The organism is Vreelandella aquamarina (assembly GCF_900110265.1).
In the GTDB taxonomy this organism is placed as follows: Bacteria; Pseudomonadota; Gammaproteobacteria; order Pseudomonadales; family Halomonadaceae; genus Vreelandella; species Vreelandella aquamarina.
Genome location: NZ_FODB01000007.1, coordinates 1 through 13401, shown reverse-complemented (window position 1 = coordinate 13401; position 13401 = coordinate 1). Strand labels below are relative to the sequence as shown.

The 13401-nt window shown below is 56.0% G+C and carries 14 protein-coding genes and 2 pseudogenes; 5 read left to right on the top strand and 11 right to left on the bottom strand.

Annotated elements, in window-relative coordinates:
• Window positions 1-30: 30 nt before the first annotated feature.
• The 4 genes from BMY49_RS03095 to BMY49_RS03080 all read right to left on the bottom strand — a co-directional run bounded on the left by BMY49_RS03095 (window position 31) and on the right by BMY49_RS03080 (window position 2651).
• Window positions 31-765 (bottom strand): phosphodiesterase, encoded by a 735-nt coding sequence (locus tag BMY49_RS03095; RefSeq protein ID WP_054641016.1) that lies wholly within the window; start codon window positions 763-765, stop codon window positions 31-33.
• A gap of 27 nt (window positions 766-792) precedes the next feature.
• Entirely contained in the window at window positions 793-1239 is a 447-nt protein-coding gene (locus tag BMY49_RS03090; RefSeq protein ID WP_054641017.1) for a DUF1249 domain-containing protein, read from the bottom strand.
• A gap of 12 nt (window positions 1240-1251) precedes the next feature.
• The gene (locus BMY49_RS03085) at window positions 1252-1899 is read right to left on the bottom strand and encodes an NUDIX domain-containing protein (protein WP_054645030.1); all 648 of its coding nucleotides are present in this window, start codon (window positions 1897-1899) and stop codon (window positions 1252-1254) included.
• 107 nt (window positions 1900-2006) lie between these two features.
• Window positions 2007-2651 carry a TRAP transporter TatT component family protein gene (locus tag BMY49_RS03080; protein ID WP_089674819.1) on the bottom strand — a complete coding sequence of 215 codons (645 nt, stop codon included), beginning with the start codon at window positions 2649-2651 and terminating at the stop codon, window positions 2007-2009.
• 196 nt (window positions 2652-2847) lie between these two features.
• Between BMY49_RS03080 and greB the strand changes: the two genes are divergently transcribed.
• Entirely contained in the window at window positions 2848-3381 is a 534-nt protein-coding gene (gene greB / locus BMY49_RS03075) for a transcription elongation factor GreB (RefSeq protein WP_089674817.1), read from the top strand.
• 3 nt (window positions 3382-3384) lie between these two features.
• On the opposite strand, the gene BMY49_RS03070 is transcribed toward greB, so the two are convergent.
• From BMY49_RS03070 to BMY49_RS03055, 4 genes are all read right to left on the bottom strand, one after another.
• A complete protein-coding gene (locus BMY49_RS03070) occupies window positions 3385-4374 on the bottom strand; it encodes a methyltransferase (protein WP_089674815.1) in 990 nt (329 codons plus the stop codon).
• A complete protein-coding gene (locus tag BMY49_RS03065; protein ID WP_089674813.1) occupies window positions 4371-5189 on the bottom strand; it encodes a methyltransferase domain-containing protein in 819 nt (272 codons plus the stop codon). Before BMY49_RS03065 ends, BMY49_RS03070 begins: the two co-directional genes overlap by 4 nt.
• A 250-nt stretch (window positions 5190-5439) precedes the next feature.
• Window positions 5440-7125: a GGDEF domain-containing protein gene (locus BMY49_RS03060; RefSeq protein ID WP_089674811.1), complete on the bottom strand. Its 1686-nt coding sequence runs from the start codon at window positions 7123-7125 to the stop codon at window positions 5440-5442.
• Between the two features lie 167 nt (window positions 7126-7292).
• Window positions 7293-7514 carry a DUF333 domain-containing protein gene (locus BMY49_RS03055; RefSeq protein ID WP_062361259.1) on the bottom strand — a complete coding sequence of 74 codons (222 nt, stop codon included), beginning with the start codon at window positions 7512-7514 and terminating at the stop codon, window positions 7293-7295.
• Window positions 7515-7593: 79 nt separating this feature from the next.
• Between BMY49_RS03055 and BMY49_RS03050 the strand changes: the two genes are divergently transcribed.
• Entirely contained in the window at window positions 7594-7938 is a 345-nt protein-coding gene (locus tag BMY49_RS03050) for a PAS domain S-box protein (RefSeq protein WP_062361260.1), read from the top strand.
• 4 nt (window positions 7939-7942) lie between these two features.
• On the opposite strand, the pseudogene BMY49_RS03045 reads toward BMY49_RS03050, so the two are convergent.
• A pseudogene (locus BMY49_RS03045) lies at window positions 7943-8959 on the bottom strand (IS630 family transposase).
• Window positions 8960-9049: 90 nt separating this feature from the next.
• Window positions 9050-10012: a LysR family transcriptional regulator gene (locus tag BMY49_RS03040; protein WP_084354788.1), complete on the bottom strand. Its 963-nt coding sequence runs from the start codon at window positions 10010-10012 to the stop codon at window positions 9050-9052.
• Between the two features lie 85 nt (window positions 10013-10097).
• On the opposite strand from BMY49_RS03040, the gene BMY49_RS03035 reads away from it, so the two are divergent.
• Genes BMY49_RS03035 through BMY49_RS03025 form a run of 3 tightly spaced genes read left to right on the top strand, consistent with a single transcriptional unit; the run spans window position 10098 to window position 13032 of the window.
• Window positions 10098-11291, top strand: a complete 1194-nt coding sequence (locus BMY49_RS03035) for a M20 aminoacylase family protein (RefSeq protein ID WP_062363611.1) — start codon at window positions 10098-10100, stop codon at window positions 11289-11291.
• A 48-nt stretch (window positions 11292-11339) separates the two neighbouring features.
• The gene (locus BMY49_RS03030; RefSeq protein ID WP_054641024.1) at window positions 11340-11564 is read left to right on the top strand and encodes a DUF3311 domain-containing protein; all 225 of its coding nucleotides are present in this window, start codon (window positions 11340-11342) and stop codon (window positions 11562-11564) included.
• On the top strand, window positions 11557-13032 hold the full coding sequence (locus tag BMY49_RS03025) for a sodium:solute symporter family protein (protein ID WP_062363614.1): 1476 nt from the start codon (window positions 11557-11559) through the stop codon (window positions 13030-13032). Before BMY49_RS03030 ends, BMY49_RS03025 begins: the two co-directional genes overlap by 8 nt.
• Window positions 13033-13161: 129 nt before the next feature.
• Here BMY49_RS03025 and BMY49_RS17710 read toward each other — a convergent pair.
• Window positions 13162-13401, bottom strand: a pseudogene (locus BMY49_RS17710) (hypothetical protein); the annotation flags it as partial.

Genomic DNA, 13401 nt, shown 5'->3' with positions numbered 1-13401 from the left:
TTTTTATACCTATAACGCCTAACAGGCTCTTTAGACAACCACACGCTCAATCCAGGTCTGCCACTCGTGAGCGTTGAAGTCGACCACGCGATAGCCAGGGCGTGAGGCTTCATCGATGGCAAACTGCTCCGCTCCCGGCAAAAACTGGTCAGCCATGGCGGGGCAACCGTAGACACCAATATCGGTACCAGCTGCTTGATGATGCTGGGCGTAGGCTTGGTGAGCATGACCAAACAGAATCATTTTCACCTGCGGATAGGCACTGAGTAACTGCCAAAAAGCGTCGCGGTCTTGCAAGCCAATGGCATCCATCCAGGCAGCACCTACGTCCACAGGCGGGTGGTGCATGGCAATAAGGGTTGGCCGGTCGTCTTGCTCAAGCCGTTCTGCCAAAGCGCTTAAGGCAACACTCCCCAGCTCGCCGTGGGGTTTGCCCACTACCTGGGTGTTGAGCAGCAGTAAGCGCCATTGCTCCAAGTCCACTTCCTCTAACAGCGGATGTTCGGCGGCCATCAGCTCTGGCTGGTCATGGTTGCCAGCAATCCAGAACCACGGGCATGGCAGCGCCGAAAGCGCCTCGCAAGCAAGGGCGTAGGAAGCGGCGGTTTCATCCTGACTGATATCACCCGTGAACACGACGACATCGGGTCGTTCAGTAATCACAGCCTCCAGCACACGTTGAAACTGCTGCCAGGGAATTCCCGCCCGGGAGCGTGCCTGCTTATCGGCATAAAGATGGGAATCAGTGATTTGAATCAGCCTCATGACAGTAGCTCCATTAACGACATTCCATCAACGCAATTCGGGCATGTCCACAGCATGGCCGTGGGCCAGCCCGTGGGCCAACCACTCACCCAGGAAGCAGTTGAGCTGCAGCTTTTCATCCGGCTGGTGCATGCGGGCATTGGGGTAGCGATAGCGGCCGCTAAAATGGCGCTCGCGTTGAAAGTCGACCACTTCCGCCATACGCACATCATGGTAGAGATGTACGCGCATGCGCGGGCCTTCGATCACTGCGTCCAGCGGCCCGCTCTGGGTCACTTCTACCAGGGTGGTATAGGGCGCTTCCTGCAGTATCGCTAAATGCAGGTCACCAAAGTGCTGATGGTCGCTGTGTAGTGCGATATCACGGCGCTGACCGCTCTCCATATCCCCTACCAAGCGCAGCAGACGCAGATAGTTCGCACTGCATTCGCCCTGCAGGGTTTTTAAATCGGTGACGTAGGCGGCTCTTGCCATGATGACTCCTTACTAGATTCGCTTGGCGTCAATATTCGAGAGGGCGGCGCGTTGAGACGCGGCACGCAGCGATGCCCGCTGCCCCGCCAGCCAATGCAGCCCAATCAAAGACATGGCGTTGTCGAGTCTTCCCTGCTCTAGGAGTTCCCAAGCGGTGGTAAACGTTACAATGTGCACGCGGATATCTTCGTGCTCATCTTCGACCCCATACACACCGCCTAAGCCGTGAGTATCCACCAACCCGCAAAAGAGCGTCACACGTTCGTTGCAGGCACCCGGGCTTGGGTAGTAGGTATGCAACTTGGTTAATTGCCCCACTTGGCAACCCGCTTCTTCCATGGCTTCGCGACGGGCTACGTCTTCCAGGGATTCATCCTTATCTACCAAGCCTGCCACAAGTTCTAATTTCCAGGGGGAGGTCGGGTCGTCAATTGCCCCAGCGCGAAACTGTTCGATGAGTACCAGGGCATCACGGTGCGGGTCGTACAGTAGCACACCTACTGCATCGAAACGGTTATGCACTTCGCGGCGCATAGTAGCGCTCCAGCCGCCTTCAAACAGCCGGTGGCGCAACTCCAGTGCTTCTAGGCGAAAAAAACCTTGATAAAGGGTGTCGCGTTGGATGAGTTCGACATCATCACGACCAAGCGTAGGGCCCATACGGCACTCCCGATGATAACAATCGAACTATTATCAATGCTGCCCACCGGGAATGCCAATACGGTGATTAACCGCGTGTCATCGTCATCGAAAGGATACTGGCTACGTTAGAGCTGGCTGAGTAGAGCCTCGGCATCCCGTCGTAGCGCTTCATCTGACACTTGGCGATTCTCTCGGGCCGTGCCGTTCACCGCGCGCTGGGCATGCTCCCGTGCCGCCTGAGTGTTGCCCTCTTCTTTTAAAAACGCCGCGTAGTAGTAGTTCACGTCGATGCCGTCGGGGCGAAGCTCAAGCGCGCGCTGGAACATGCGCTCGGCAGTATCGCTGTTACCAAATCCCAGCGGGCGACCTGGGGCACGGTCATATAATGCGCCCAGCGTGACATAGGCCGAGCCGTTGCCACCGGTGGGGTCGATCTCAATGGCACGCTCCAGCACATCACGAGCGTCACCGGCCGTACCCAAAGCCCCCAAACCGCCGCGCTCGCGGGCGTAAGAGGCCAGCACAATGCCCTGCCAAATCAGCACCTCGGCTTCATTAGGATGCTGGCTTGCTAGCTGTTCGGCTTCGCTGGCGAGCGCTTTTAGCGTCTCTTCCCTCTGGTTGGCAGGCATTTCCGTTACTGTATGCTCCCAGCGGTTTTTCAGCGAGAAAACTTCCCCTTCAAATGCTGAGGCATTGAGAGGCGCCAGGGCCAGCGTGCTGCCCAGGGCTGCGGCGATTAATAGGCGGGAAAATGGAATAGCGCGCATAGTCACTCCAGGTTTGTTGTTGTAACGGCTGTATTCATAAGGCTCTGTAAGCCAAGTATCGGCTTACTTAGACAATGTAACGAACGTTTGAATGATTCGCCAGAGAATCGCGACTTTGTTATAAAACCTTCCCGTAGCGTAAGCTTGTTGCCCTGGTAGGAAAGCCTTACAAGGCACTTAAGGAGAAGATTGGCTTATGAAAGGTCGCAACATGACCCGCTGGCGGGATCCGGCCAAAGATCCTCGCCAAGAACCGAAAAGTCATTTGATTACTGCAGAAGGTGCCGCCCGTCTGCGCGGCATTTTGGATCACCTTTCGCGGGTAAAACGCCCTGAGCTATCAGCGAAAGTGGGCGAAGCCGCCGCGCTTGGAGACCGCAGTGAAAACACGGATTACACCTATAACAAAAAGGAGCTAAACCGGGTCATTGCCCGCATCCGCTATTTAACCAAACGGCTTGATGAACTGCAGGTGGTGGATCGTCTGCCCGCTAACACCGATAAAATCTTTTTTGGCGCGTACGTAAGCTTGGAGGATGAAGAGGGAGAAACGCTGGATATTCGTATCGTCGGCCACGATGAGCTCGATACCCAAAAGCGTTGGATTAGCATCGACGCCCCCCTGGCGAAGGCGCTGCTGGGCAAAGAGGTCGACGACGATGTCACGGTGCTAACGCCCAACGGCGAAACGTTCTATACCGTGACGGCCATTCGCTATGGCCATCCGTAACAGCTATTTAGTAGCGCGATACACCCGAAAACGGCGGTTATCGGATAGCGTCTCAAAGCCACCCAAGGCACGCTGCAGCCGCTCAGGGTAAGGCAGGAACGCATTGGCCACCAGAATGAGCTGTCCTTTTGCATTGAGATGCTCCGGCGCCTCGTCGATTAACCGCGTGCTAGGCCCATAGCTAATATCTCGCTCCTGATGAAACGGCGGGTTGCTAATAATCACATCAAACCGCTCGCCCTCCAGCGCGGAGTAAACGTCGCTCTCCAGCACCGTGCCATCCAGCGCATTGTCGTGAAGGGTACGGCGGCAAGCTTCGGCGGCAAAGGCGCTGACATCGACAGCCGTGACCGCATGGCCACGTTTAGCCAGCCAGGCGCTGATAATGCCGTCGCCGCAGCCCATATCCAGCACTTTCAGCGTTTTTTTCGGTAGTGTTTCTTCAAGGGCTTGCAGCAGTAGCTGCGTTCCCTCGTCGACTTTGCCATGGCCAAACACGCCAGGATGGCTCACTAAGCGCATATCCAGGGCATCAAAGGTTTGCCAGGCACTTTCGGGCGCTTCCATTTTCACCGTGCGGGTGGCAAACAGCGAGCAGCGGCGGGCGTTATCGAGCTTGTCGCAGCTCATGCCCAGCTCGTCTAGCATCTTGGGAACACGTTTGATGCCCCCTTGGTGCTCACCGACGATATCGAGCGGCGTCTTGTCAGGTAGCACGTGGCAAAGCCACTCAAGCCACCACTTGCCTAGCTGGTGGGCTTTGGGCCAGAACAGCACCACCTGCCCGTCGGGTAGGTAGTCGAACGGCTCGAAAGGGCTAACGGCTAGGCGTCCGCTGGCCTGCCACTGCTGCCGCAGAGCGACGTTGTCGCTCACCATCGCGGCGGAGTGGGTTAACAGCCATGTATCTTCCGGGGGCGCGACAGGCCATAACCGGGCGGCCTGCCCATAGTAACGTTCAAGCAGTTGGCAGGCGGGCAGTTGTGCACTCATACATCAGCCTCAGGTTTGGTAACGGTATAAAGTAAATAGCGGCCTAAGCGCCAATGAGGGTCTTGCTGGCAGTACTGCTTTTCAAGCGCTAGCAGTGCTGCTTGATCGCTTGCCTTCTCTGGGGCCTGGCGCACGTAATCCTGAAAAATACGGATGCCCGCAACGCTCTCGATATGTAAGCCGTTCTGGCCCACCCACTGGCAAATCTCATCATGGGTAACTGGGGAGATCGGCGTTAAGCGCTGGCGCTTGCCCTTGCCTTCTAACTGGTCACTCAAGGCTTTTTGATAGTTGCCCTTCACCACGTTAGAAAAGCGCAGCGCGTCGCGGTTAAACACCATCAGGCTGAGTTGACCACCAGGCGCCAGCAGCGTTGCCAGGGTTTGCAGCGCGTGCTCGGGATTGCCCAACCACTCTAATACCGCGTGGCAGGTGATCAGCGGCCAGGGGCCGGGCGCTTGGCTCGGCAGCGCCTGTAGAGGAGCTTCCACATAGCGAAGCTGCCCCGGTGGCCACACCGCAGCGGCCTCTTGCTCAGCGTGCCACGCCTTAGCGTGGGCCAGCATATCGTGGGAAGGCTCTGTCATGCTGACAGTGTGACCGCGTGCCGCGAACCAACCGGAGAGCTGCCCCAACCCACCGCCGACATCCAGCACCGGCTGGGCCTTTAAGTGCAGCATTTGCGGCAGAAGATAATCCAGCATCGCGAGGCGCAGCTCGCCCCGGGGTGCTTGGTAGAGCGAGCGAGAGAACTTATCTGCCAAGCCATCAAAGTAGCGGTCGCCAGCGTCGGTTAATTCGTAGGTCGGGTGCATGCCTCTAGCCACCACAGTTTAAAGGGGCGCTAGTTTACCCGTTATCGTCAGGAAAATCGCACCCCTGGCAGCATGGTTGAGCAGTCCAAGGCGCGATGGTCACAGCTAGGACTAGAACTGCTCCCACTCACCCGCAGACGACTGTTTGGAGGGCAGCACTTTGGCGGCTTGCACCACCGCTGGCAGCTGCCAACGGCTTTTTTCTCTTTACGCTCACCATTACGTATATGCTGAGCATCATAGCCGCTAGCTACTGCTCGCTGGACGACACGGCCCCTTCCCATACTTCACAACGGTCGCGGCCGTTATTCTTAGCTTTGTACAACGCTGTGTCGGCCAAGCGCAGTAGCCTTTTAGGGTCCATGGTGTGAGCCGGATACGTGGCGATTCCGCAAGAGAGCGTAATGCGTCCAAGCGGCTGATGAAGGTGACTCAACGCTTGGTTACTCTGTGCCTTCAGCAGTTTCTCGGCACGCGTTTGGGCCTCGGCCGCTCCGGTACCCGGTAGGAGTGCGACGAACTCCTCGCCCCCCAACCGGCACACCACGTCCGTACCGCGAAAATGCTTCTTTAACAGCGCCGCGACCTCAATCAGAACGGCATCGCCAGCGTCGTGGCCAAAGTTATCGTTCACTTTCTTGAAATGATCGATATCGATCATCAGCAGCGAAAGCAGGCTTCCCTTACGCTGCGCGAGCGCCATTTCCTGATGTAGCAAGGCGTCGAAATGGCGACGGTTATTGAGACCGGTCAGGGCATCCTGAAGCGAGAGCCCCTTGAACTGCTCGACCAAGGTATCTAGCTCTGCCGTCCGCGCCATCACCTGTGCTTCTAGCGTCTGGTTGGCCGAAGCAAGCTGACGCTGCGTATGACGGTAGTGCCACAGCGAAATCCCCACGATAGCCAAAGAGAAGCCCAACGCCCCATAGCTCAGTGGCACGTCACGCCGAGGTATCAGCTCGTGCGCCACCAACATGTCCAGCAACAGAAGTGGCGCAAACAGCAGGAAACTAGTGACGAACAGCCGCTGCTCTAAATTCAAACGACGCACCCGCAGCAGCGCCAGCAGAAGCATGAGGGGGAGCGTGAGCAACAGCAGCACATCGAATATGGGGAACGTCAGTGCCAAGTTCACCACGCCAAGTGCGACCAGACCAATCGAAACCACGAGGTACGCCAAATGGAGCTGCCATAAACGTCTCATCCAGCGCTTTGGTACACCCTCCAACCAGTGGCTCAGCAACAAGCCTATGGCAATGGGCAGTGTAAAGTAGCTGGCGGCTCTTAAAATGTCCCAGGTAAGCGGCGCGTCTGCCAACAGCTGCCGAACGGGGGTCTCTGCCAACAGCATCAACCCTGACGAAAACGCAAACAGCGCGATGGCGAAAAAGCCCCGACGCTCAGGCCCAATCATAGCAAAAATCGCTGCCAACATCGCCAGTAGCAGGCTGAAGGCACTCACCGCAAGGTCCTGTACCGAAGCGTGGAGCATCCCCTTCAGCGCATCGATACGATCGGTGATCTCTACATCGCCCCACAGCCCGATGCTGGTGTAATCGGAGTGGATACGCAGCGCCAGCGTCTTGCCCGCCGAATTCTCCGGCAGCGGAACCAAATGCCACGGCCAACCGATGAAACGAGGCGCCTCCATATCGCCATGCTGATAAATCAGCGTGCCATCGAGGTAGATCTGCCCCACCAAGTTAATGCTGGTAATGTGCAACACTGGGTCACGCCACTCTCCCTCTGGCAAGACCGTTTTAAACCAAACGGACTTCTGGCCGTTGCGCTCCGGTGGGTTAGAAGGAAAATCGATGGGGCTCCAAGGCGCGTCATCTTCTAAAGGAGCATCTCCCCAGCGATACTCCCAATCGGTCAGCGGTGCAGGCGCGCTAGCGTAGGCCAAAGAACCGGACAGCAACAGCAAGCAAGCCATTATTCCTACGCATAAAAAGCGCAACAAGACGTTGAACGTACCCATCCGATCCCCTAGCTGGCGTGACCCACCAGCTCACCCTATTTTTTATTAACGCTAACCTTATACACTCAAAATTGCGTTGATAGCACGTTTGATGCGTTTCAAACGCCTATTCGTTGGTGGCGTTAATCATTATCCAATCGCTCTGTTCGATATAAATGCCACTCGTTTTCGACCCGGCCATCCGGCAGTCGACAGTAACGCCCCGTTCCCAAAGCACTTTCGCGGGTGAGGCGCTCGCCGCCCAGGCTTACGCAATACGCCGCAGCTGCCGTCTGCATATCAGCGCCTTCTCCTCCCGCACAGCCTACTAACGCCACCATCATTATTAAGACGCTATGTTTCATTCGTGGCACTCCTCACTCTACTTCGCTGCATCAGGCCCGCCAAACGGCGCTCCACAATTTTTCACATCTCAACGACGCCTTGACGCTGCCCTCCGGCTATACCCGCGACGAGTTCGTCAAGCTCAGCTACTGGGACCTTACGCCCCGAGAGTACCAAGCCATGGAAGAACAAGTACTCGTGAGCCTCAAAAACGAGGGCCGCTACGGGCCTTTCGAAAAAGAGTACATCCGCAAGGATGGTAGCCGCTACCCGATTCGTTTGCAGGGCATGCTGAGCCATTACCCCGATGGGCGCCCCGTCATCTGGTCACTGATAGAGGACATTACCGAGCGACGACGGCTGGATAAGATGAAAAATCAGTTCATCGCTACCGTGAGCCACGAACTGCGCCCCCCCCGCCCACCTCCATCAATGGCTCGTTAAGTGCCTATTCAAAATTAATCGCGTGATCAGTTCCGTAACCACTGAGTAAGCAGTGTACCTCTTCACATAGACGTTCAAACGAGAGATAGGCACTCAAAGGCAGCCAGGTGTACTTCATCTGCCGCCACAGAATCCCTATCTGATTCAGCTCTGGTGAGTAGGCAGACAGATAGATCAGATGCACACGTTGCGACATCCACTCCACCCTCTTTCGCCTAAAGGCCTTGGAGCGATGCAAGCTGGCATTGTCGAGCACCACAACGGCGAAGATGTCTGGATCCTTCTGGATCACAAACTGGTCAAACGCTTCTATGACCGTTTCCGTGGTCACTGTCTCGGTTGTCGTGTGAGAGACCAGTTTTCCGGCTCGGCTTATAAGAATCCCAACACGTTTAGCCTTCGGCTGCGGGAGTAGGCAGTGACTTCCCGGGGCTTGCCGATAGGACTCCACGCATACGGCACCGACGACGCTTGTGAAAAACCTGATTCATCAAAGTAATAGAGCTCGTGCTCGCCTTGGTCCTCTCGCTCGTGAAGCGCTTTCATCAGGTCTTGCGTTTTGCGAAAGTCCGTTTCGTCACGCTGGGTCTTGAGTGAATGCCGAATGCTCTTGAAGCTATAGCCATTTTTTTTTCAACGCCCGACGCAGTGTCACCGTGGCGACAGACTTGCCGGTCTCTTCTTGAAAGCGAGCCTGTAAGGCGCGAATATGATGGGGATGCTCGGCTACCAACGCTTGCAAGCGCTTGTGATCGTGTTCATCGAGGACGGGTGTTCGTCCACTACGCGGTTTGTCGATGAGACCATCCAAACCGGACACTTCCCATTGCTTGAACCATCGTGATACGGCATCGCGGCGAACCTGAAGTATCTCACTGATTTGGTTAATCGTATGGCCTTGGTCGCTCAGTAGAATGGCATGCGCCCGACGACGGAGAGCGCGCTTCTCGCCATGGTGATAGGCGGAAGTCAGCGTCTGTTGTTCAGGCTCAGTGAGAGGGGCAACGAAGCGTTTTTCCATGGTTCTGTCCGTGTCAGAAATCCTGGCATGGATATTACACGAAAACTTTAGACCAGGCACTTACACTAATAATTTCCATCAAGATGAACGTTACGCGTCAGCGTCATCATCAGTCGCCAAAGATTCTGTTTCGGCAATTTCGATCAGCCGGCGTACCGCCGACAGCCCTGAATCCCTGCGCCATACCAGCATCAAAGGCAAAGCCAGCTTGAGATCCTCCAAGCGATGACTTACTACGCCTTCTGGTGCCCCTGCCATGGTCATAGCCGGCAAAATACTGCAGCCCATGCCAGCAGCTACCAAACACAACATAGTAGCGTTGTCAGTTCCCTCCTGAACCACATGGGGCGTGAAACCCTCTCGCTGAAAAGCGTGGATCAGCTTGTCGTGATAGACCGGGGTGGCACTACGATCAAACCAGATAAAATTTTCGTCATTGAGTTCGGATAGGTATCGCGGCGGTTGTCGCGCTAGGCGTGAGGTGGCACTGGTAACCAATACGAGGTAATCCTCATACAAGCAATGGCTACAGAGGCAGTCATCATCTTCTGGAGGGAAAAACAACATGCCAGCATCCAGTCTCCCACGGCGGATTGCATCGACCTGAGGCCCCGAAAGCACTGACTCTACTTTCAGCGTGACCTCGGGATATTGCTCGCGGAAACGGTTGAGCAAACCGATTATCTGGGGTACCCATAAATGCATCACCGTCACCCCTAGACGCAACTCACCGAATTGGCCATCGGCGATGCGCCGTGCATTGCGCTTGGCCTGTTCGAACTCGCCAAGCAAACGCCGAGTATCACGGTAGAACGATTCGCCTGCGGCGGTCAGGCGAACGCCATGCCGTGAACGAGTTAGCAACGTGGTACCGACCTCATCTTCAAGCAGCAGCAATTGACGTGACAGGGCTGGCTGAGCAAGTGGTATCCGCCGTGCTGCTGAGGAGATAGCTCCCTCCTCTACGACGGTCTGAAAATATTTTAAGCGTTTGAAGTCCATCTCATTCCCATTGAATGACACGCCGTGGCTCTCTCCATCCAATATAAGCATGGAAAGCCAATAAAAAAACTATTTTCTCTATGTCACCGAAACAGCCAAGATGAATTGGTCCATCCAACAACTATGCGAATCGACTATGACAGAACTCATCAACGCAAATTTCTTCGAGCGTCACCACGCCGAGCTGACCCAAATGCGGCACGAGCTGCATCGTCACCCAGAGCTAGGGTTTCAGGAACATGCCACGGCTAAGCGCATCGCTGAAGAACTAGAACGTCTCGGTTTGACCTTTGAAACTGGCATCGGCAAAACCGGTATCGTTGCAACTGTCACCGGTGACCAGCCCGACAATGGACGCCAGATTGGTCTACGCGCCGATATGGACGCTCTACCGATCCAAGAGCTTAGCGAGCACAACCATACATCCGAAGTGCCCGGTCGCATGCATGCCTGCGGCCATGATGGTCACACGACCCTGCTGCTTGGCGTCGCCCGCTACCTGGCTGAACACCGCGACTTCGCTGGCACCATTCACCTAGTCTTTCAGCCCGCAGAAGAAGGTTTAGGTGGTGGCCGGGCAATGATTGAAGAGGGGTTGTTCGAGCGCTTTCCTATGCAGGCCATCTACGCCCTGCACAACTGGCCTTCTCTGCCTGCTGGCCAAGTGGCCGTCCGCTCAGGTGCCATCATGGCAGCCACCGATCGGCTCGATATCCGGGTACGCGGAAAAGGGGGCCATGGAGGCGTCAACCCACACCTATCGACAGATCCTGTGCGTATGGCGGGTGCCCTGATTCAAAATCTTCACTCCGTGGTCGCCCGTGATATTAATCCTCTCTCCCCCGCGGCTCTCAGCCTGTGTGGATTGCAGGGGGGCGATATTGACGGTTTCGCCATTATTCCCGACGAAGTGCGCATCAGCGGTACAGCGCGAAGCCTTGATGCCGACACTCAGGACCGTATTGAGCATGCTGTTCGCCGTGTTTGTGAAGGGGTGGCCATTGCCCATGGCGGCGACATTGAGGTCGACTACCAGCGCATATTCCCAGCAACGGTCAATAGCGAGGCGGAAACCCGCCACGTGGAATCCTGCGTAGTGCAAACACTCGGCGAAGCTGCCCTGGTGCGCGACGTCGATCCTAGCCTTGGCGGCGAAGACTTCTCCTTCATGCTGCAGCGCTGTCCAGGAGCCTACTTCTTCCTCGGTACAGCCAAGGATGAAGCCACCGCACCACTACACAACGCTCGTTACGACTTTAACGACGACATTATTCCCACTGGTTGCCAACTACTGTTGGCCATCGGCCTCGGCGCACTCGCTGCCGCCTAAACGAGGCCTGCTCTACTACCGATAACACCACAATAATGAGGTATGCATATGAAATCCCGGCCATCGCTTCCCCCTAGAGGGTTGCTGATTTACTTCACTATCTGTGCACTGGCGATGATCTGGCCTGGCGCATTAGTGGCCAACCGCATCGAACCGATGGTGATTGGCTTGCCCTTCTTCATGTTTTGGTACGTCGCTTGGGTCTTTGTCCTATTTGTGGGACTAGTGATTGCCTATCGCCATGATGCCGCACAGGAGGTGAACGATGAGTGATTCACTGCTGATCACTACCATCACCCTAGCCTACCTGCTGATCGTTCTAGCGGTGGGCCTGCGAGCAAGGCATAACCAGAGTTCGTCTTTGGAAGGCTACGTCGCTGGTGGGCGCCACATGGGGCTACTGGTGCTGTTTTTCATCCTCGGAGCGGAGATATTCTCTGCTTTCGCCTTTCTTGGAGCTCCCGGCTGGGCCTACAGCAAAGGGGCGCCGGCACTCTATATCATCGCCTACCTGGCCCTCGCTGTGATTGTATGGTGGTTAATCGCGCCACACATTTCGCGGCTTGGCCGTCGCCATGGTTTTCTGACCCAGGCGGAGTTCCTCTCTGCCTGTTATCCAACTCGGGGGAATCTGCTGGGGCTGTTCATCGGTGTGGTCAGCGTACTGGCGATGATCCCCTACCTAACTATTCAGATCGCGGGTGCGGGACTGCTCTTCGAGGCGGCAACCTCAGGCACCATTCCGTTCTGGCTCGGCAGCTTACTGGCCTGTGGCGTGGTGGCGGCTTATGTCTATGCGAGCGGCTTACAAGGCATCGGCTGGACCAACTTGCTCCAGGGCGTGATGATGGTGGGTGTCGCGTGGTTTCTAGGCTTGGCAACGGCTGACCAGTTCTTTGGTGGAGTCGGTGAAATGTTCCGCGAACTGCAGCGCGAAGCGCCGGAATATCTAACCATGCCCGGTGCTGGCGGCATGGGCTGGGGAGCCTTCTCGACAGCCATCCTAGTAAGTGCTCTAGGTTGCGTAATGTGGCCGCACATTTTCATGAAGTTTTATAGTGCGCGCAGTGAGCGAACCCTGAAACAGGTGTTCGTACTCTATCCACTTTATAGCTATTTGCTGGTGCCATTGCTGGTTATCGGCTTCGCAGGAGTATTACTACTCGAAGATAGCCCGCTCGACTCTGCTGATCGCGTGCTGTTGACGTTAGTGGTCGAACTAGCTGACTTCCCTGCGTGGCTAATCGGTATAGCCCTCTCCGGCGCGCTGGCCGCGGCAATGTCTACGGCTGCCAACTTGGCTCATACCTCCGCCACTATTCTGGTAAGAGACGTGGGGCAGCACCTACCCGTGCTGCGTGGTATATCTGATGACAAGGCACTCAGGCTAACTCGCTACGGTGTGGTGGTAATCTCCTTAGCAGCCTACTTGCTAGCCCTAGCCAACCCTGGCTCATTGGTTGGCTTGTTACTCGGCGCCTATGGCATCGTGGTGCAGTTGCTGCCGATGCTGCTTGGCGCACTATTCTGGCGGCGAGCATCACGCTCTGGTGCCTTTGCAGGTTTAGCAGTAGGCGCGGCTCTAACCCTATTGTTCCAGTTTGGGGTCAGTACTCCATTCGGCTGGCACGCTGGCTTCTGTGGCCTAGTCGTCAATACCGTAGTATTCATCGGCGTGAGTCTCGTGACACACAGTGCATCATCGTACTCACCGGCTCAGGCTCTCAGCTCCAAAGGCTGACGCTTGGCTTTAACGCTCTCTCCTGGCTACCGAGACCCTGGCTACGGAGAGGGCGTTGATGGCATCAATTAGAGTCATACCCCCGCTTCTCAGCCCATGCTCAAGCGAGCATGGTTACTGGCGACCAGTTCAATAAGAAAGTCCGGCACGGGTTCGGCGTGACTGCGTCAGGTCTGTTTGGATAACGAGGTAAATAGGCTGATCCACGCCAAGATCAGAAGCAATACAAACTAATCCCGCTTCCTGAGCCAAAAAGTGCGGTAATACTGCAATCCCTAGCAGCCTGTCGGTCTTTCCGTTGCACCGTGAGATACTGACCACCGTCATCGCCGAGCTGAGAAGATCGCCATGAGCCGCTTCATCCCTGTG

Excerpts from the sequence above, each read along its gene's own strand:
- BMY49_RS03030 (WP_054641024.1), top strand. The coding sequence starts at position 11,340 with ATGAAATCCCGGCCATCGCTTCCCCCTAGAGGGTTGCTGATTTACTTC.
- BMY49_RS03065 (WP_089674813.1), bottom strand. The coding sequence starts at position 5,189 with ATGCACCCGACCTACGAATTAACCGACGCTGGCGACCGCTACTTTGAT.
- BMY49_RS03060 (WP_089674811.1), bottom strand. The coding sequence starts at position 7,125 with ATGGCTTGCTTGCTGTTGCTGTCCGGTTCTTTGGCCTACGCTAGCGCG.
- BMY49_RS03035 (WP_062363611.1), top strand. The coding sequence starts at position 10,098 with ATGACAGAACTCATCAACGCAAATTTCTTCGAGCGTCACCACGCCGAG.
- BMY49_RS03090 (WP_054641017.1), bottom strand. The coding sequence starts at position 1,239 with ATGGCAAGAGCCGCCTACGTCACCGATTTAAAAACCCTGCAGGGCGAA.
- BMY49_RS03070 (WP_089674815.1), bottom strand. The coding sequence starts at position 4,374 with ATGAGTGCACAACTGCCCGCCTGCCAACTGCTTGAACGTTACTATGGG.
- BMY49_RS03085 (WP_054645030.1), bottom strand. The coding sequence starts at position 1,899 with ATGGGCCCTACGCTTGGTCGTGATGATGTCGAACTCATCCAACGCGAC.
- BMY49_RS03055 (WP_062361259.1), bottom strand. The coding sequence starts at position 7,514 with ATGAAACATAGCGTCTTAATAATGATGGTGGCGTTAGTAGGCTGTGCG.
- BMY49_RS03080 (WP_089674819.1), bottom strand. The coding sequence starts at position 2,651 with ATGCGCGCTATTCCATTTTCCCGCCTATTAATCGCCGCAGCCCTGGGC.
- BMY49_RS03040 (WP_084354788.1), bottom strand. The coding sequence starts at position 10,012 with ATGCTTATATTGGATGGAGAGAGCCACGGCGTGTCATTCAATGGGAAT.
- BMY49_RS03095 (WP_054641016.1), bottom strand. The coding sequence starts at position 765 with ATGAGGCTGATTCAAATCACTGATTCCCATCTTTATGCCGATAAGCAG.
- greB (WP_089674817.1), top strand. The coding sequence starts at position 2,848 with ATGAAAGGTCGCAACATGACCCGCTGGCGGGATCCGGCCAAAGATCCT.
- BMY49_RS03025 (WP_062363614.1), top strand. The coding sequence starts at position 11,557 with ATGAGTGATTCACTGCTGATCACTACCATCACCCTAGCCTACCTGCTG.